This window comes from Paenibacillus sinensis (genome assembly GCF_019904155.1).
GTDB classification, from domain to species: domain Bacteria; phylum Bacillota; class Bacilli; order Paenibacillales; family Paenibacillaceae; genus Paenibacillus_AQ; species Paenibacillus_AQ sinensis.
Genome location: NZ_JAHCMB010000046.1, coordinates 1 through 18,521 on the forward strand (window position 1 = coordinate 1; position 18,521 = coordinate 18,521).

Consider the following 18,521-nt stretch of genomic DNA (forward strand, 5'->3'; position numbering starts at 1 on the left):
TAATGAATAGCGGAGGCTTTATTGATCAACCACGGATTACCGAACGGTGGGATAACACTAAGAAAAGCAATGGTTCCGCCGACATTGTTAATCGAACCCACTACACATACACAGGAGATTATTCTGCATATCCCCGTTCAGATAGTTTGCCCTTCGACACGCTTCCGGATAACTACACGTTTTCAAGTACGGCTATAGCCCTAAACAAAGCGGGTCAGGGAGTTTCTTCAACAACAAGTATCTTTAATAATAAAAAGCAAAACATATCGGTTGAGACAAGAGTGTTAAGCGGGGCTCACACTGGTGAAAGAAAAACAGAACTGTATTCGAATTTTCTTGAAAACTTCAAATATACACCGACACTAATTGAACAAAGGGACTATGTTAATGATAGTGATACAAACCCAAACCAGTTGTTTATCGAAANATCTCAAACAAAGCCGTTAACACCAGCCCAGCGAAATGACCCTAATCTCAAAGCAAAGTATACAACAACATATGAATATGAGACGGGATTTCATTTTCCATCTATCAAGACTTGGTATACTAGTGAGTCATCTGGACTTTTGTCAGAGAAATACAGTTATACCTCTCAAGGCCGATTGAATGAAGTTACCAACGCAATGAATGAAACCACAAGTTATACTTATGATCAAGACGGCTCAGGTAACGTGTACAGTATAACAGAAGAAAAGACCTCGAATGGCCAAACGTTTTCAAAGACAGTAACCAATTATAATGCACAAACTCAATATGCTTACCCAGCCGAAATCCAGCAATGGTATAACCTCTCTACAAGCCCGCAAAAGGTAATCAAGACCTTTACTTACGACATGGGAAGCGGCAGGGTCACACGGGAAACTGATGGTGACAATCAATCTGTTACGTATAGCTACGATGCTCTAGGACGTTTGGAGACAGAGACGAAGCCAAAAATCACAAATCCAGATGGCTTAGCGTTCAGTCAAGTGACTGAATATCATTATTATGACAACATGACTTCCGGTAATTTTGATGCTGTGAACACAGGGACGTATAGTTTGAAAGTTGATTCCATTCAAACCATAACTCAGCTTTCAAATAACATGACTAAAAAGACCTATGCCAACACGATCTATAACGGATTAGGTTTGGCCTTACTGGAAGAGCAGTGGGATAGCTCAGTTGGGAAATGGACACTGACCCAGTATCATTACAATGAATTTGGCCAGCCTACTTATATGTCAGACTGGGCCGGAAATACAGTTGAAGCAGGTTACGATGGTTGGGGTAGACAAGATCGTTCAACTGACTCTTTTGGAAATGTATATGTGCAAGACTTTGATCTAAAGCAGCGGAAATCTTCCGGCTATCTTGTGGCAGCGGATACTGGGGAAAAATTGAACTACGTAGAAACTCAATATGACCCTTGGGGACAGGTAAATCAAAAAAAGACATATAAAGATTGGCCTAGTCAATCTCAGCCCATAACGGAGAGTTACCAGTATGATATTGGTGGAAATGTAATTGGCTATACGGACCCCATGAATCACCAGAACGATGCTGGGGTAACGACAGCCTATACCTATGATGCCTTGAATCGACTGACATCAGTCTTTGACGCCTTGAACCAGACAACTCGCTATACCTACGACGGCAACGGCCAAGTATCCAAAGTGACGATTCAAGCCAAAGGTGGAACAGAACAAACACTGAACACGAAAACCTTTAATGAGATTGGCCTACTTACAACCAAGCAAGACGGCGCTTCTCAAACGGAGAACTTGTCCTATAATAAGTTGGGACAACTGAGTGGAAGTTCGGACCGTAATGGAAGTGTGTATGGTTACAGTTATGACGAGAGCGGGCAACTGAAGAGCAGCACCGTCAGCGGTACTGTAAATAATGTAGCACAGAACCAGAAGACCCTATATGTTTTTGGAGACACGCGGCCAGAGTATCAAACGACACGAACTTATATTAATGATGACTTAAAAGCAAGAACAGAGCTTAATCTGGATAGTCTCAACCAAGTTCGTCATAGGTATTCTTCAGTCAATTCGTCCAATGGTTCAGGGAATCATACCACTTATATGTTGAATCAGTTGGATGCTTTAGGGAGAATCACACAGCTTAACGATAACTACCTAAACTTCTATGTGAACTATCAGTATAATAAGCAGCGCCTGGATAAGGTTCAGACTAATGGCAGCTCGACCTTGACGACTGATGCATCCACCAATGTCCAGTACAGCTATTATGCCAACGATTTGGTGAAGTCCATCATTTACCCAACGCTGACTGATGGCAGCACACTGAAGACGGAATATACGTACAACAAGGCTTTGGGTTGGGTCGAGACGATAAAGAATAGCAAGAGTAGTAGTGTGCTGTCGAGCTATAGTTACGGTTACGACAATAATGGAAATATCGTCTTGACAAGTGAAGTTCGAAGCAACGGAGCGGTACAGACGACAAGCTATGGCTATGATGCATTGAATCGCTTGATCTCGATCACGCGTCCAGATGGTGGAAGTACAACATACACCTATGATGTCCGAGGGAATAGGCAGACTCTTTCGGATACGAGCAGCGTGAGCCTGGATATGACGGATACGAGCTATACGTACGACTTGTTAAATACCTTAACATCTGTGACCAAGGGAAGCAGTACGACAAGTTTCCAATATTATGCCGATGGTCTGCGTTATCTGAAAAGTACCGGAAACAGTCATACTCAGGTAAACTATGACTTCAATGGCCAAGTGATTACAGAAGAGAAGTTGAACGGCAGCAGTGTCGTGCAGCAATCCACCTATGTCCGAGGGGACCGGTTATTGGTCAAGAAAGACAAAACCGCGGGAAAGGATTACTATTACTTGTATAACGGTCATGGCGATGTAGTCCAAATCGTGGATACGAGCGGTAACGTCGTCAACAGCTATAGCTATGATGTATGGGGGAACATTACAAGTCAAACAGAGGGAGTATCCAACTCTTTTAAGTATGCGGGTGAGATGTATGATGCGGAGACTGGACTTTATTATTTAAGAGCCCGGTATTATGATCCAAGTATAGGGCGGTTTATTAATGAGGATACGGTAGAAGGTCAAATTGATAATCCGTTGAGTTTGAATTTGTATACTTATGTTGGCAATAATCCCTTAATACGTGTTGACCCAAGTGGGAATTCATGGATAAGTGATCAGTGGTATTCATTCGTAGTTCAAATGAAATCTGTTCACTCATCATGGGAATCAGCAATGAGCTTTTGGACATTAGGCTTTACTGATCCATTCTTCACATCTGCTAAAGTTCCGATGAATTCCAAAGAATACTGGTATGCTCAAGCAGAAGTAATATTCAATACAGCTACACTTGGAGTAGGAACGTTTGAAAAGAAAGCAACACTAGAGGTTGCAGAAGAAATACCATCTGTTGTAAGAGTGGCTTCTAAAGCATGCAACTGTTTCACGGGGGGCACTAAGGTTCAAACAGACGAAGGGGAGAAGAATATCGAAGACATTAAAGTCGGAGATAAGGTTCTCTCGAAGGATGAAACAACTGGCGAGGTAGCTTATAAAGAAGTTACAGCTACATTCAACCATGAGACGGATGAGATTTACCAAATCCATGTAGGCGGTCAGACGATTGAGTCGACCTTTAACCATCCGTTCTATGTTAAGGATAAAGGATGGACATTCGTCAAAGACCTTAAGCCCGGTGATTTGCTTGTTCAGAGTGATGGGAATACACTCAGGATAGAAAGCATAAAGCTGTTGAACAAACACGTTACAGTTTACAATATGACGGTAGAGACATTCCATACTTACTTTGTAAGCGATCTTGGGATTTGGGTGCATAATTCAAACTGCTTTAATGCGGCTGGATTTGAGAAGCGAATCTCTAATATGAGTGTAAATGAGAGGGTAGCAACTGTTAGAAATACTGCTTCAAAAATTGCTTCAAAAAGAGGCTGGACGAAGGATTCGAAATTAACTAGAATTAATGGTCGTGATGTCTATTATGACTCTTCTAGTGGGAACTACTACGCATTGGATACCCAACATGGACGGTTTGAAGTAGTGAACAAGCGAGGTAAGCATCAAGGTGAGGTGAATTTTAATCTTGACCCCACTAAGGCGGCGGACACGAAAGGTGGCCACGACCTAATTATGAAGTAGGTGAGAAGTTTAGATGAATTCTTTAGTTAGGGAAGCTGTTGAAAGTTTTTATCATCAAGAAGACAATTTAGGGTATTTATTAAGATGTCGAAGGAAGATCGAGCTCCCCAGTGAGTTGCTGATTTTTCTTAATAATCACAATATTAACTTACAGTCTCATAGTATTGGGGATGTGTGGCCATCTTGTAAATGGACTTATGACTATGAGGATTACTGCAAGGGCGAGTTTAGAGTTAGTTATTCAAGTGTGTTAATGGTTTCAAAACTTGCTCCACTATTCTATCTTCAACACGAGTTTCAAGTAGACAACAAAGATGAACAAAAGATGAGCCCAACTTTAGATGGATTTGATGAGCAGCCGTACACTCAGACACAAGCTGAACTGGAGTGCATTATTAAGGAGACATTCTCGAAACTAGGATATGAACAATTGTCCTATAAAGAAATGAATGAAGTCGTGCAAGGACTTCAATTTGGTGATAACGTGGATTTTTTTGGTTCGCAGGTTACAGTTGAATATGCATTATTCCATGATGTATTAGAAGTCTGTCCTGACTAATGCAAGGCCTTGGGGGAATTATTCCTCCAAGGCCTTTTTACCTCCAACTAGTGCTGAATGAAGGAGTCTACGTTTGTATGGTATTCCCCTAATATGCCTGAATGTTATCAAAATAACGCTTTGGCGTTCATATAACGGGTTGATTATGGCCAGATACCAACAAGATTGATCTGTTTTGGATCGTCTACATAATTTGGACAGAAAAAATAAGGGCTTGTAGAATAAACCTATCAGGCTAAGGAGCGGATCTTTACAAAATATGTGGCATTACATTTGTATGCTGATTGACTTGTGAAATCGAGAAATCATCGGTCATAGTGTAGGCCCAACAAGGATGCGGCTCCGATTTCCGCGCCTCTGCAAGCGAGATGGGTGACCTGCGTCAAATCCAGTGGTTTCATACGGACCGTGGCAGTGAGTTTAAAAAGTGAAACGATGGATGAACTTTTAGAGACCTTTGAACTCGGACATTCTCTCAGCATGAAAGGCTGTCCCTATGACAATGCCGTGGCTGCAGCCATCAATAAAGTCATGAAAACGGAGTTTATCAACCCAAAGAACTTCCGTAGCCTTCATCATCTGGGATTGGAACTATACGATTACGTTTCAACTATTGTCGGATTCACGGAACGCGAGGATACCTGACACCCACTCAGTATCACCAAAAAACCCTTAACAAACTGTCTGATCTACTATTGACAATCCAATGGCTTGCCCAGCTTTGCATACATGTGTTAAGATACTAAACTGATGAATCAATATATAAACTTGTATTGTTAGAAGCAGTCTCTTCAGAGGCTGCTTTTTCTATCTCTAAAAGCAGCAGAACAATTCATCTAACAGCTGCCTGAAAAATGTTTTTTTACCCCTCAAAATTCCTCTCCAACAAAATCCCCACTTGTTCCGCCACCACTTGTGGCGAGTGCTGGATTTCATTAGTGAAATAGGATTCAACAATTCCTACGATTGCCGCTCCAAAGAATCTAACAATCACATCTTTACTCAACCCCTGACTTTTAGCTTCGACAAGATTTACTTCCCCCTCCAACTCTTTGACGACAAAAGCGAGAAATCGGCTGCGGAAATAAGGGGCTCCCTTGCTTGCCAGCATCGTTGAAAAGAACGAATAGTTATTTTCGAAATATTCGAACCAAATAAGATTTGCTTCGACAAAGCTTAATTCCGCCGCTGATTCGCAGAGTCTTCCCAGCTCGTTAATATGCTCTTCGATGAGCTTATCCAGAAGATCATATTTATCCATGTAATGGTGATAAATCGTTCTTCGTCCGACATTTGCCCGATCGGAAATATGCTGTATGGTGATGTGATCAAAGCCCATCTCAGACATGAGTTCAATAAACGCTTTTTTAATTGCTTCTTGAGATTTAAGTACTCTTCTATCGACTACTGACATTCGGGGAATCACCAAGCTTTCTTGAGAGTAATTGCACAAATTCAAACAGATTGCGCATTATGGCGCATACCGCAGGATTTTGATTATTGAAGATATCCAGTTAACCATTAAAATTATACACAGATGTGCGATATTGTATCAATGTCTTATATCAATGTCCAATGCGCGCTAGGTGATCCACCAGGGTCATACAGGAGAATTATTCATCTGAAGGAGGGAAATATATGAACAACCTTAACAGTACTGTACTTACTCCTGGCGCAAATAAGAATCGGAAACGAAAGGATGTATTCACTCATGTCCAATATTCAAGATAAAGTTGTAGTTATTACAGGGGCTTCAAGCGGGATTGGAGAGGCGACAGCTAAGGAGCTTGCTTCCAAGGGCGCGAAGCTTGTACTGGCGGCCCGCCGTGAAGACCGGCTGCAGAAACTGCAGTCAGAAATCGAGAAGAGCGGAGGCAATGCCATCTACAAAGTAACGGATGTGACCTCGCATCAACAAATGGAGGAGCTGGCTGCTTATGCGCTTGAAGAGTTTGGGAAAATTGATGTATTAGTCAATAATGCGGGAATCATGCCCCAAGCATTTATGTTCAAGAAGAAAATTGATGAATGGGACCAGACGATCGACGTTAACATCAAAGGGGTTCTGTACGCTATTGCTGCGGTGCTCCCTTCAATGAGAGAGCGTAAATCCGGTCATATTATTAATCTTTCTTCGGTAGCCGGCCATAACATTTACCCGGGAGGAACGGTCTATTGCGGCACCAAGCATGCAGTACGAGCAATCTCTGAAGGGCTGCGGCAGGAAGAGGCCATGAGTGGTTCGAATATCCGTGTAACCAATGTTTCTCCAGGAGCCGTCAGCAGTGAACTGGTAGAAACGACCTCAGATCCGGAGACAAAAGCAGGCTTGAATGAGTTCTACAAAGTGGCGATTGATGCAGACAGCATTGCTCATGCCATCGCATTTGCCATTGAGCAGCCATCGGATGTAGGAATTAATGAAATGATTATTCGTCCGACTGTTCAAGTTGGTTGATTGGTCCTGATTGACAGCCCCAGAGATTGACCTGGGGCTTTATTTTATCAGAAGGTGGGATCACTCTGGATAGACCCTATGTCGTCTGCCACATGCTGCTCTCAATAGATGGGAAAATTATCGGAGATTACTTGGATGAGGATCGGGCAGCACGTTTTATTGAAGCGTACGAAACAATAGATGAACAATACGGATGCAGAGCATGGATGTGTGGCAGGATTACGATGGAAGAGCATTTTACTTTAGGAAATACATTGGATTTGCAGCATAAGAACACCCCGGTTATCCCCAGAACGGATTATGTAGCCCAAAAAGACGCTAAATCCTATGCCGTTGCAGTAGATCCCTCAGGAAAATTAGGGTGGACAACAAACCGTATTTCAAAGGTTGATCGGGATCAAACGGGTAATCATCTCATCGAAGTACTCACCGAGCAAGTTCCTGATGCTTATCTGGATTATCTGAAAAATTTGGGGATCTCCTATATCTTTGGCGGGAAAGACAAGTTGGATTTCGCAGTAGTGTTCAAGAAACTGAAAGACTTATTTTCAGTCGATAAGCTGCTGCTGGAAGGCGGCGGCTCTATAAATGGCTCCCTTTTGAACGAGGGGCTAATTGATGAGTTGAGTCTGGTTGTAGCTCCCATTGCAGATGGTGCACCTAATTCCGTCACACTGTTCGAGACAGGTTCATACCTGCAAAAACCTCAACCGGTACATTTCTTTTTGAAAAGTATAGAAAGACTGGACGATGACGGACTTTGGATTAGATATGGAACCAAAAGCATGAATTGATCGGAGGAGAATGATGGAATACCGTTCTGTAGGAAAAACAGGCATTCAAGTCTCAGGTTTATGTTTCGGTACAATGTCATTTGGTACGACTGCGGATGAAGAAACGTCCAAAGCTATGTATGGCCGCTGCCGGGAAGCTGGAATTAACTTCTTCGATACAGCAGATGTATACGGTCTTGGGCGTTCTGAGGAAATTCTGGGAGAATGTATTGCGCATGAACGGGAGAACATCGTCTTAACGACAAAGGTGTTCTGGCCGACAAGCAGCGATATCAATGCCAAAGGCTTGTCAAGACGTCATATTATGCAAGCCGTTGAAGCTAGCCTCCGGCGTCTAAAAACGGATTATATTGATTTTTATTTTGTGCATGATTTTGATCCAAATACGCCAATAGAAGAGACACTACGTGCCATGGACGACTTGCAGAGGCAGGGCAAGATACTCTATCCGGCGGTAAGCAATTGGGCAGCTTGGCAAATTTCCAAAGCTTCCGGGATTTCGGCAAAAGAGCAGCTGGCGCGTTTTGAGTTAATCCAGCCGATGTACAGCCTGGTGAAGCGTCAAGCAGAAGTGGAGATTCTGCCAATGGCGAAATCGGAACAAATGGGTGTTATTACGTACAGTCCGCTTGGCGCCGGGCTATTGACTGGCAAGTACGGGGTGGACAAACGACCTGAGCGGGGGCGCCTTGTCGAGGATGCGCGTTACGGCGACCGGTATGGCGCCAACGAAGATTCTGTCGCGGCTGAAGACTTCACCAAGTATGCGCAAGACCATCATGTGAAGCCCGCAACCTTGGCAGTTGCATGGGTAATGGCTAACCCTGCGGTTACTGCTCCAATCATTGGAGCCCGAAATCTTGAACAATTGGAAGATTCGTTGGCAGCTGCGGATTATAAAATGACACCGGAAATGTATGCAGAAATTTCCCGTTTGTCCCGAACACCTGCGCCGGCAACTGATCGTTCTGAGGTATTAACGGGCAAATGGAGATAAGGCGCAGCCTTTTCGACAGAGGAAAGTGTTGGGGAGGAGAACGTGATTAAAGAAAAGATCTGGACGAAGGCTTTTATAATATTGTGCTTGAGCAGCTTCTTCATGTTTTTTAACATTTATATTCTGATGACGGCGTTTCCGTTATATGTGAAAGACAACTTGAACGGGAGTCAACAACAGATGGGATTGGCCATTACGATTTATGTAATTGGTGTAATCTTGGTAAGGCCCTTCTCTGGTCGATGGGTGGATCGATTCGGGGAGAAGAAAATGGCATTAATCGGATTGGTTATTTTTTTCACCGCCTGTTTATGCTATTTCGGGATTAAGGGGATTATATTATTCCTGGTTATTCGCCTTGTTCACGGAATGAGCTATGCGATAGCATCCACCGCTTCGAGTACAATTGCTTCCTCGTTGATTCCAAGCACCCGGCAAGGTGAAGGAATGGGCTACTACAGCATGTTTATGAGTATTGCGATGGTAATTGGTCCCGCATTTGGACTGTACTTATGGCAGGACAAGAACTCCACTGTATTGCTTATGACCGTATGTGGCATTGCGCTGCTTGCTGTTTTGTTGATGATCGGCATCCGATTGCCCCAATCCAAGCAAGGGAATCCAACAGGAGGGCTAAACGCAGAGCCGGAGCAGCAAAGAAAGGGGATGCACTGGAATGACTTTATCGAGCCTAGTGCCCTGCCTATTTCCCTGGCGGGATTTTTTCTTGCTGTTTCTTATAGCTCGTTATCTGGATTTATTCCCTCCTTTGCAGCCGAGATCCATCAGTCTCAGACGGCCGGCTTGTTTTTTGTCGCATTCGCAATCATGATTGTATTGCTGCGGCCCCTTGTCGGTAAAATATTTGATGCGTATAACGAACATTACTTGTATTACCCTGGGATCTTGTTGTTTGCAGCCGGAATGTTTCTGTTAAGCCAGGCGACTACCGGTACAGCTGTATTGGCGGCCGGGGTTATTATGGGATCAGGCTATGGGGCACTATTCTCCTGCTTACAGACACTTGCAATCACACTGTCGCCCGAACATCGTAGAGGAAGCGCTAATGGGACATTCTTTTTGATGTTTGACTCCGGCTTCGGATTAGGCTCTTATCTTATGGGCTTGATCATTTCCTTGACGAGTTACCGCATGATGTATCTTGTTGCAGGTAGTGTTGCACTGCTTTCGGCAGGTTTGTACTATGGAATGCATCACCGCAAGCGGTCGAAGCGTTTCTCGACTCTCAATCCCATGAAGGAGAACCCATGAATCAACCCCCGCTGCTCTCAGGATAACACTGCTGCTGCGGGGTCTTTGCGTTCAAGTGTTCATTTCAAAAAAACGGGTCGAGCCTTAGCTTCTGTATGGCCGATTAACGGATTTTGAGAGCGAATGAATATATGGGGATGTAAATGGGTGAAAATGCGCTTTACTAGGGCTGTTAGAGGCCTTAAAATTCGTATTGATTTGCGGGTTTTGGTCGGTTATATTGTGTGTAATCGATCGAAATATTCCTGCAATTGCAATCCAAGGAGAAGGGTATATTGGAGTTTGTTCTATATCTTGTACTAATCATTTTCTGTACCAAGATAGCCGGTGATTTATCGGTACGTATTGGACAGCCTGCTGTTCTAGGAAAATTAGTTCTGGGAATTGTATTAGGGCCGGCGGTTTTAGGGTGGATCAGCGGCAATGAGTTCATCCATTATTTTGCTGAAATCGGAGTTCTATTATTGATGTTTATGGCGGGTATCGAGACGGACCTGGACCAGCTTAAGAAAAATTGGAAATCCGCTGTTGCAGTTGCGATCGGAGGAATTCTGGTCCCGTTTTGGGGCGGCTGGGCTGTAGCGGAATCATTCGGATTGTCCAATAGCAGCTCCTTATTCATGGGGGTTGTCTTTAGCGCCACTTCCGTAAGTATTTCGGTCCAGGTTCTCAAGGAAATGAATCGTTTGAATTCCCGGGAAGGGACGACAATTTTAGGAGCCGCTGTTGTTGACGATGTTCTTGTTGTTATTTTACTCGCTTTTATTATGAGTTTTCTTGGTGCAGGCAGTGAAATTCCGCTGGGGATATTAATTGGTAAAAAGCTGGTGTTCTTCATAGTGATCACGTTGGCAGGATGGTTCCTGGTTCCAAGGCTTATGAAGATACTATCAAAGCTGCGTGTCACTGAGCCCGTTGTTTCAATAGCACTTGCAATATGTTTTGGCTTTGCCTATTTTGTAGACCTGATGGGTATGGCCGGGATCATTGGGGCGTTTGCAGCAGGGCTGGCTATATCTCAGACATCGTTCAAGCATGCTGTAGAAACCAAGGTCGAGCCTATCGCCTACTCCATATTTGTACCTGTCTTTTTTGTGAGCATCGGACTCAATGTGACTTTCGACGGGGTTGGCGGCCAACTTGTGTTTCTGGTTATTCTTACTGTGGTTGCAATCTTAACAAAATTTATTGGAGCGACATTAGGGGCGCGATTTACAGGCTTTAATCTGAAATCAGCGATGGGGATCGGCTCAGGGATGATATCCAGAGGCGAAGTTGCTCTTATTATGGCATCTACTGGTTTGCAGGCAGGCTTGCTTCTGCCCGAATACTTTACCTCGGTAGTGATAATGGTCATAGTTACCACTTTGGTTGCACCCCCGCTACTTAAGTTGTCTTTTAAATAGATATCAGAAGAGCACGCAGACTGCAGCCGTATTTCGACCCGCGATCGGATGTCGGCCAAGCAGTCTGGCTATAATTATACACGTCAAGCCTATCCGGGCCTGAACAAACTGTTTCAGTATTGGACTAGTCTCCGAAGATCAACGGTACCTCCTGGTCTCTGAGCGTTCCCGTTGGGACAGCAGATGGCAACACCTAAACGGTCGGGTCGGCCTCGCAGCTCTGGAAGATTTGGCAGATCAGGCGATATTGTCGAGCACGGCGAATTGGAACGGGATTGCTTGGCATGCTGGAGACCTCAAGTCATAAGTAAAGAGTGACGAGATACAAGCGGTACGGGGATTTACCCGTGCCGCTTGTTCCTTTGTATAGGAAAACTCCGATTCCGATTGGGGCGAGAGTGTATGAATAACCTGGTTGTTGACAATTGACTTAAAGTCAATTAATATTGACTCGAAGTCAATTATTATTTTTGGAGGGTTTATTCATGAGTCAAAAAGTTGCATTAATTACAGGGGCATCCTCTGGCATTGGCAAGGAAGCTGCAATCGAGCTGAAAAACAAGGGATTTACAGTTTATGCGGCCGCACGTCGTATTGATAAAATGCAGGACCTTGCTGCAAAAGGGATTCGTCCTATTTCAATAGACGTAACCGATGATGAATCCATGATACAGGGCGTCAATGAGATCCTTAAGAAGGAAGGCAGAATTGATGTTCTTGTGAATAACGCAGGATACGGTTCGTATGGAGCGGTTGAGGATGTTCCAATGGAAGAGGCACGGCGTCAGATGGAAGTAAATGTGTTCGGACTAGCGAGAATGATTCAGCTTGTGGTACCGAATATGCGAAAAAATAAATACGGAAAAATTGTTAATGTTTCTTCAATGGGAGGGAAAATATGGACTAATTTCGGCGGCTGGTATCATGCAACCAAGTTTGCGGTGGAGGGTCTTTCCGATTGTCTTCGTTTAGAATTGGAGCCATTCGGAATTGATGTCATCGTAGTAGAGCCAGGCGGTATCAAAACGGACTGGGGTATTATTGCCGCTGAAAATCTTAAAAAGGTATCTGCGAAGGGTCCGTATGCCCAGGCAGCCAGCAAAACGGCCGAGGGGATGATCAAGAATTATACAGGCAACCAGTTATCAAAGCCGGAATTAATCGCACGTACCATTGGTAAAGCTGTAACCGTGAGAAGACCGAGAACACGCTACCTTGTAGGCTTTATGGCAAAACCGATGGTGTTTATGAAAAATGTTTTTGGAGATCGTGCCTATGATCGAATCATCAAAATGTTCGGTTAATTTGCCGCAACTTTATTGCAAAAAGGAAGGATAATAAATATGACCAATTTCGATCTTCGATTGCCAAATACAACCAGTTATTGGAAAGATGGAGATATTTTCTTTATCAAGCACACAAATTTTCTTATCTCGATGGAAGAAGCTTATGCCGTTGGGGAATTGCTAAAAGAAGCTCATAGGGATAAAAGCACCAGCTCCATCGTAATTGACAACCGTGAGGCAAAGGGAGCTTGGACACAGGAAGTAAATAAGGTGTGGATTGAGGTATCGATGGAAGTCAGCAATGAAATCCCGAAAAAGGTCGTTACGTTAACAAGGGATGTTGTCGCTGCCATGCAAATTAACCGGCTTTCTCGGAACAATGGAACTGAAAAAATATCCAAAGCGTTTTGCAGTGATTTCGACGAATCAGTTAAGGCCTTCTTGCAAGCATAAATAGAGTTAGGCGGTTTATTTTGACTCCAGATCGATTAGCATCTAAAATGGATCGAAATGGAGTGATAATCTTATGGCAAAGCGCGCGATGACTCCTGAGGCAAAGGCATTAAAAGCTCAGGCCATCTTAGACAAAGCGGCGGAAATGTTTCTTTCATCCGAGTACGAAAAAATTAAAATGTCTGATATTGCTAAACAGATGGGCATGTCGAACGGTATTCTGTTTGTGTACTTTAAAACAAAAGAAGCGTTGTTTTTCAGCCTGCTGTGCCGGGAGTACGAGAAAAGGCTTGCTCGTCTAACGGAAATGGTGAAGAGTATGCCAATCCTGAATTTTGATGATTTCAAAATGCTCGTAATCAATGAGCTTACAGAACTGGTAGATCATAACCCCTTGTATATTAGACTGGAATCCATGCGTACAGCAGTTTTTGAGAAAAATGTTGATGCAGAAACAATGCTGAGCCAGAAGATGAATTTGTACAAGTTGATGTCGGAGCTGGTATCCATAATTTGCAGTCATAACGCATTGACACAAGAGGATGTCATGGACATCCTTCAAGCGGAGGCGTCGATTATTACCGGGTGTAAATTATCTGCAACCTTGCCTGTAGAGGTTATTGATATCATCGAAAAAAATGGGTTGGATGGACTTAAACGTGACTTTAAGGATGATGTTCTGAAGACAATAATTTGTTATTTGGATGGGTATCTTAAGAATTATATATGAGTTCGTTCAACCGGATCATAGGTGAGGTTAAAAAGAGGCTGGTGCGGGAGTTCACCTGTCTCAAAGACGCTGATGTTCTTTGCACGTTAGGCATGACAATGAAGCTTCAAAACATTTTATCAGTTGGCACAAGAGGGGAATTGGGAGAAGGCTGCAGAGTACCTTGCATCGGGGATCCATGCACTGGAAAAAGCGGGAGCAGATTTTGCAGTTATTTCAGCAAATATGCCTCATATTGCATTCGATCTTATCACTGAGCATGTATCTTTGCCTTTAATTCATATTGCTGATGTGGTAGCAGAGGCAGCAAGATCAAGTCAATATAATAAAATAGCTCTAATTGGAACAAAACCAACCATGAATGCGAAATTCTATCCGGATCGTCTATCCAACTATGATGTTGAATGTATAGTCCCATCTGAGGGGCAGCAGGATATGATTAGCCGGGTGCTAGAAGCTGAACTTTTTAAAGGGATCATTAACGAAGGTTCCAGAACCTCTTTCTTGAATTTGATTAACGATCTGAAAACGAGAGGTGCTGAAGCAATAATACTAGGCTGCACTGAACTCCCTATGCTTATCAACTCTGAAAACAGTCCGCTTCCTTTGCTAGACTCTGCTCTTTTATTAGCTCAAGCAGCTTTGGATGAAGCCGTATATGGAGTAACAAAAAAATGAGAGGACTTCGTTGGCAATAATTTCGTCTAAAGCTCCCATTTGCCAGTGGTCAGTCGTGTTGCTTGTGTTTTTAGAGCATTGGTGGTAATATTACCGCAAGGTTGAACCCAAATTTATGATGTTTAACTGTTAAGGTTTTGATAGGAAACCAATTAAATAAGCATTAATCCTTCGGGGCAGGGTGAAATTCCCTACCGGCGGTGATGAAACGGATGGCGCGGAAGTGGCGCCAGGTTTCTCAGTCCGCGACCCGGACCGCAATCAATGCGGACGGTGGACCTGGTGCAATTCCGGGACCGACAGTATAGTCTGGATGGAAGAAGGAGAGTTTAGCCGATTGCCTGCCATTCGAGCAGGAGGTCTGCTGTGTCATGTCCGCTCATCAATTGTGCGATAAATCACAAAGACCCCCAGCCCGATAAACGCCTGGCATCCGGCTTGGAATTTCACGATGCTCTCACAACCCATCCGTTGCTCCCTGAAGGAGAAGCGGATGGGTTTTTCGCGGATCTGTGGTTTTTAGCTGTGGAATGATGAACGCCGAGTGGAGGAATGGTCATGCAGGTAATGAACGACGAGTTCTATATGTCGCTTGCGCTGGATATGGCCGAGCGGGCGCAGGGACAGACCGGGATCAATCCCGTCGTCGGCTGTGTCGTCGTCAAGGATGGAGCGGTCGTCGGACTGGGCACACATCTCAAGCGGGGAACTGGTCACGCCGAGGTTCATGCGCTCAATATGGCGGGTGAACAGGCGAAGGGCGGCACCGCGTATGTTACGCTGGAGCCCTGCAGCCATTACGGCATCACGCCCCCTTGCAGCGAGCGGCTGATCACGGAAGGGGTTGCCCGGGTCGTGGTTGCATGCGAGGACCCCAATCCCCAAGTTGCTGGTCGCGGCATTGCTATGCTGCGGAGCGCGGGGATTGAGGTGGAGGTCGGACTGCTCAAAGAACGTGCATTGAGGCTGAACGAGAGATTCATTAAATATATACTGACCCGCAAGCCCTTTGTCACGCTAAAAAGCGCCAGCACGCTGGACGGTAAGATCGGAACCCGTACGGGCGACAGCAAGTGGATTTCGAATGAAGAAGCACGGGCTATTGTACATACATTGAGACACCGTCACCAGGGCATCATGGTTGGCGTGGGCACAGTGCTGGCAGACAACCCCTCACTCACGACACGGACGGAGGTTCCGGGAATTAATCCGGTGCGGATCGTTATCGACTCGAAGCTGCGTACTCCGCTGGATGCTTCGGTGGTGGCTGACGGGCAGGCTCCGACGATCGTGATCGCGGCGGAGTCGGCCGACCCTGCGAAGGAAGCTGCGTTGACGGCTGCGGGAGTCAAGGTGCTCAGGTGCGGAGCGGGACCGCGTGTGGATCTCGCCGCAGCGATGACGGCCCTTGGCGAGCTGGAAATCGGCTCGGTGCTGCTGGAGGGCGGCGGCGAGCTGAACGGCGCGATGCTGGAGCAGGGACTTGTAGACCGGGTGACATTATTCTTCGCGCCGAAGATCGTCGGCGGCCGGGCTGAGGCGCCGTCTGCATTCTCGTGGGATGGCGTGGCGCTGATGAAGGATGCAGTTACGCTGGAGCAGGTCGAGGTGGAGGTGCTCGGCGATAATGTGTGCATCACCGGCCGGCCCGCATCCGGCGGCGGTGCCTGATCGCGCTGGAAGAAGCGCGGTCCGTCCCTGGAACGATCCGCCGTTAGCGCGAGATGCGGAGCAGGAAAGGTTTAAGGAGGGAAGCAAGTCATGTTCACGGGACTAATTGAGGAAGTCGGCGCTCTGCGGGGCGTATCTTCCAGCGGCGAAGTTATGATGCTTCATATCGACGCATCGCTGATTATGAGCGATTTGAAGATCGGCGACAGCGTGGCGGTGAACGGCGTCTGCCTGACGGCAACCTCGGTCGGTCAGCGAAGCTTCACCGCCGATGTGATGCCTCAGACGTACCGCAACAGCAATCTGAAGGAGCTCAAGGCGGGCAGCCCGCTGAACCTGGAGCGCGCCATGGCGGCGGGCGGCAGATTCGGGGGCCATATCGTTCAGGGCCATGTCGACGGGACGGGAACGATCCGCAGCATCAAGCGCGACCAGAACGCCGTGGTCTTCGAGATTGCTCCAGACAGTCCCTCGCTGTTCAAATACATTATTCCAAAAGGCTCCATCACGATTGACGGCATCAGCTTAACCGTTGTGGCCACGCCCGCATCGACATTCACGGTATCCATCATACCGCATACACTCGAGCAGACCGTGCTCGCCCACAAGCGGGCGGGCGCAAGCATCAACATCGAATGCGACGTTCTGGGCAAATATGTGGATCATCTGCTGCGCTACGGTTCTTCCGCACAGAATGACGAGGATAACGGACGGAGCGGAGGCTCGCGGATCAGCAGCGATTTTCTGGCAGCGAACGGATTTCTATAACAGGCAGGCATTGAGGAGGGAATGACCATGAGTCAGCAGCATGAAGAGATTCGGCTGAATACGGTCGAAGAGGCTATTTATGATCTGATGCGCGGCAAGGTTGTCATCGTAGTGGATGATGAGGACCGCGAGAACGAAGGCGATTTTATTGCATTGGCGGAAAAAGCGACGCCCGACGTGATCAATTTCATGATCACTGAGGGACGGGGGCTTGTCTGCCTGCCGATTACGGCGGAGCGGGCTGCGGAGCTCGATCTGAAGCCGATGGTGAACCAGAATACCGATTATCATGGCACGGCCTTCACGGTGTCGGTCGATTATAAGGATACGACCACGGGAATCTCCGCATATGAGCGGTCGCTGACGGCGAAGGCGATCATGAACCCGGACGCGAAGCCTGCGGATTTCCGGCGGCCGGGGCATATGTTCCCGCTGATCGCGAAGAAAGGCGGCGTGCTTCGCCGCTCCGGCCATACGGAAGCGGCCGTTGATCTGGCCCGGATGTGCGGCGCGTATCCCGCCGCGGTCATCTGCGAGGTCGTGAAGGAGGACGGCACCATGGCCCGGCTCCCCGATCTGCATGAAATCGCGAAGAAGCATGATCTGAAGCTGATCAGCATTGCGGACATGATTCATTACCGCAATGAGAAGGAGAATCTGGTTACGCGCGAGGTGGCAGTCCGCATGCCTACCGACTTCGGGGTGTTCCAGGCGATTGCCTATACGAACGAGGTTGACGACAAGGAGCATGTCGCGCTCGTGAAGGGCGACATCTCCGGAGACGAGCCGGTGCTCGTCCGCGTGCATTCCGAATGCCTGACCGGTGATGTGTTCCATTCCCACCGCTGCGACTGCGGACCGCAGTTCGAAGCGGCGCTGCGCCAGATTGAGGAGGCAGGACGGGGAGTTCTGCTCTATATGCGCCAGGAAGGACGCGGCATCGGACTGATCAACAAGCTCCGCGCATACAAGCTGCAAGAGGAAGGGCTTGATACCGTGGATGCGAATCTGAAGCTCGGCTTTCCTGCTGACCTTCGCGATTACGGTATCGGGGCGCAGATTCTGAAGGACCTCGGGGTTCGAAGCATTAATCTGATGACCAATAACCCGAGAAAGATCAAGGGTCTCGAAGGCTACGGTCTCGAAGTTGTGGAACGTGTCGCGATCCAGATGCCGGAGAACGAAGACAACGCCAAATACCTGCACACCAAGCAGGCGAAGCTCGGACATCTGCTGAATTTCGACGATCTGGAGCAGAACGAAAGCGCCAAATCTTAATACTACCA

At 46.3% G+C, this 18,521-nt stretch carries 16 protein-coding genes and 1 riboswitch; of the genes, 15 read left to right on the forward strand and 1 reads right to left on the reverse strand.

The annotated features are described in order from the left end of the window. Positions 1-2,585: 2,585 nt before the first annotated feature. The 3 genes from KIH86_RS30260 to KIH86_RS04345 all read left to right on the forward strand — a co-directional run bounded on the left by KIH86_RS30260 (position 2,586) and on the right by KIH86_RS04345 (position 5,367). The gene (locus KIH86_RS30260) at positions 2,586-4,163 is read left to right on the forward strand and encodes a polymorphic toxin-type HINT domain-containing protein (RefSeq protein WP_456094014.1); all 1,578 of its coding nucleotides are present in this window, start codon (positions 2,586-2,588) and stop codon (positions 4,161-4,163) included. A gap of 13 nt (positions 4,164-4,176) precedes the next feature. Continuing rightward, entirely contained in the window at positions 4,177-4,722 is a 546-nt protein-coding gene (locus tag KIH86_RS04340) for a hypothetical protein (RefSeq protein WP_223086412.1), read from the forward strand. Between the two features lie 408 nt (positions 4,723-5,130). Beyond that, positions 5,131-5,367, forward strand: a complete 237-nt coding sequence (locus KIH86_RS04345) for a hypothetical protein (protein WP_223110328.1) — start codon at positions 5,131-5,133, stop codon at positions 5,365-5,367. 217 nt (positions 5,368-5,584) lie between these two features. Here KIH86_RS04345 and KIH86_RS04350 read toward each other — a convergent pair whose 3' ends face one another. Continuing rightward, complete coding sequence (locus KIH86_RS04350) at positions 5,585-6,136, reverse strand: TetR/AcrR family transcriptional regulator (RefSeq protein ID WP_223086415.1); 552 nt, start codon at positions 6,134-6,136, stop codon at positions 5,585-5,587. A gap of 297 nt (positions 6,137-6,433) precedes the next feature. On the opposite strand from KIH86_RS04350, the gene KIH86_RS04355 reads away from it, so the two are divergent. The 12 genes from KIH86_RS04355 to KIH86_RS04410 all read left to right on the forward strand — a co-directional run bounded on the left by KIH86_RS04355 (position 6,434) and on the right by KIH86_RS04410 (position 18,513). Next, positions 6,434-7,180: an SDR family oxidoreductase gene (locus KIH86_RS04355; RefSeq protein ID WP_223086418.1), complete on the forward strand. Its 747-nt coding sequence runs from the start codon at positions 6,434-6,436 to the stop codon at positions 7,178-7,180. A 26-nt stretch (positions 7,181-7,206) separates the two neighbouring features. After that, positions 7,207-7,974 carry a dihydrofolate reductase family protein gene (locus KIH86_RS04360; protein ID WP_223086421.1) on the forward strand — a complete coding sequence of 256 codons (768 nt, stop codon included), beginning with the start codon at positions 7,207-7,209 and terminating at the stop codon, positions 7,972-7,974. 13 nt (positions 7,975-7,987) lie between these two features. Then, entirely contained in the window at positions 7,988-8,971 is a 984-nt protein-coding gene (locus KIH86_RS04365) for an aldo/keto reductase (RefSeq protein ID WP_223086424.1), read from the forward strand. Between the two features lie 42 nt (positions 8,972-9,013). Next, the gene (locus KIH86_RS04370) at positions 9,014-10,243 is read left to right on the forward strand and encodes an MFS transporter (protein ID WP_223086426.1); all 1,230 of its coding nucleotides are present in this window, start codon (positions 9,014-9,016) and stop codon (positions 10,241-10,243) included. A 275-nt stretch (positions 10,244-10,518) separates the two neighbouring features. Beyond that, positions 10,519-11,649 carry a cation:proton antiporter gene (locus KIH86_RS04375; RefSeq protein WP_223086429.1) on the forward strand — a complete coding sequence of 377 codons (1,131 nt, stop codon included), beginning with the start codon at positions 10,519-10,521 and terminating at the stop codon, positions 11,647-11,649. Positions 11,650-12,134: 485 nt separating this feature from the next. Continuing rightward, positions 12,135-12,953 (forward strand): oxidoreductase, encoded by an 819-nt coding sequence (locus tag KIH86_RS04380; RefSeq protein ID WP_223086432.1) that lies wholly within the window; start codon positions 12,135-12,137, stop codon positions 12,951-12,953. 39 nt (positions 12,954-12,992) lie between these two features. After that, a complete protein-coding gene (locus tag KIH86_RS04385) occupies positions 12,993-13,388 on the forward strand; it encodes a hypothetical protein (RefSeq protein WP_223086434.1) in 396 nt (131 codons plus the stop codon). Positions 13,389-13,461: 73 nt separating this feature from the next. Beyond that, complete coding sequence (locus KIH86_RS04390; protein WP_223086436.1) at positions 13,462-14,118, forward strand: TetR family transcriptional regulator; 657 nt, start codon at positions 13,462-13,464, stop codon at positions 14,116-14,118. A 123-nt stretch (positions 14,119-14,241) separates the two neighbouring features. Then, a complete protein-coding gene (locus KIH86_RS04395) occupies positions 14,242-14,796 on the forward strand; it encodes an aspartate/glutamate racemase family protein (RefSeq protein WP_223086438.1) in 555 nt (184 codons plus the stop codon). A gap of 163 nt (positions 14,797-14,959) precedes the next feature. Further along, a riboswitch (FMN riboswitch) is annotated at positions 14,960-15,125 on the forward strand. A 229-nt stretch (positions 15,126-15,354) separates the two neighbouring features. After that, on the forward strand, positions 15,355-16,467 hold the full coding sequence (gene ribD, locus KIH86_RS04400; protein WP_223086440.1) for a bifunctional diaminohydroxyphosphoribosylaminopyrimidine deaminase/5-amino-6-(5-phosphoribosylamino)uracil reductase RibD: 1,113 nt from the start codon (positions 15,355-15,357) through the stop codon (positions 16,465-16,467). A 90-nt stretch (positions 16,468-16,557) separates the two neighbouring features. Beyond that, the gene (locus tag KIH86_RS04405; RefSeq protein WP_223086444.1) at positions 16,558-17,235 is read left to right on the forward strand and encodes a riboflavin synthase; all 678 of its coding nucleotides are present in this window, start codon (positions 16,558-16,560) and stop codon (positions 17,233-17,235) included. A gap of 27 nt (positions 17,236-17,262) precedes the next feature. Then, positions 17,263-18,513, forward strand: coding sequence for a bifunctional 3,4-dihydroxy-2-butanone-4-phosphate synthase/GTP cyclohydrolase II (locus tag KIH86_RS04410; protein WP_223086447.1), 1,251 nt, complete (start codon positions 17,263-17,265; stop codon positions 18,511-18,513). Positions 18,514-18,521: the final 8 nt, after the last annotated feature.

What these genes read in the sequence shown, in the direction of transcription:
- KIH86_RS30260 (WP_456094014.1), top strand. Translation starts at nt 2,586, where the DNA reads ATGACGGATACGAGCTATACGTACGACTTGTTAAATACCTTAACATCT.
- KIH86_RS04340 (WP_223086412.1), top strand. Translation starts at nt 4,177, where the DNA reads ATGAATTCTTTAGTTAGGGAAGCTGTTGAAAGTTTTTATCATCAAGAA.
- KIH86_RS04350 (WP_223086415.1), bottom strand. Translation starts at nt 6,136, where the DNA reads ATGTCAGTAGTCGATAGAAGAGTACTTAAATCTCAAGAAGCAATTAAA.
- KIH86_RS04355 (WP_223086418.1), top strand. Translation starts at nt 6,434, where the DNA reads ATGTCCAATATTCAAGATAAAGTTGTAGTTATTACAGGGGCTTCAAGC.
- KIH86_RS04365 (WP_223086424.1), top strand. Translation starts at nt 7,988, where the DNA reads ATGGAATACCGTTCTGTAGGAAAAACAGGCATTCAAGTCTCAGGTTTA.
- KIH86_RS04380 (WP_223086432.1), top strand. Translation starts at nt 12,135, where the DNA reads ATGAGTCAAAAAGTTGCATTAATTACAGGGGCATCCTCTGGCATTGGC.
- KIH86_RS04385 (WP_223086434.1), top strand. Translation starts at nt 12,993, where the DNA reads ATGACCAATTTCGATCTTCGATTGCCAAATACAACCAGTTATTGGAAA.
- KIH86_RS04390 (WP_223086436.1), top strand. Translation starts at nt 13,462, where the DNA reads ATGGCAAAGCGCGCGATGACTCCTGAGGCAAAGGCATTAAAAGCTCAG.
- ribD (WP_223086440.1), top strand. Translation starts at nt 15,355, where the DNA reads ATGCAGGTAATGAACGACGAGTTCTATATGTCGCTTGCGCTGGATATG.
- KIH86_RS04405 (WP_223086444.1), top strand. Translation starts at nt 16,558, where the DNA reads ATGTTCACGGGACTAATTGAGGAAGTCGGCGCTCTGCGGGGCGTATCT.
- KIH86_RS04410 (WP_223086447.1), top strand. Translation starts at nt 17,263, where the DNA reads ATGAGTCAGCAGCATGAAGAGATTCGGCTGAATACGGTCGAAGAGGCT.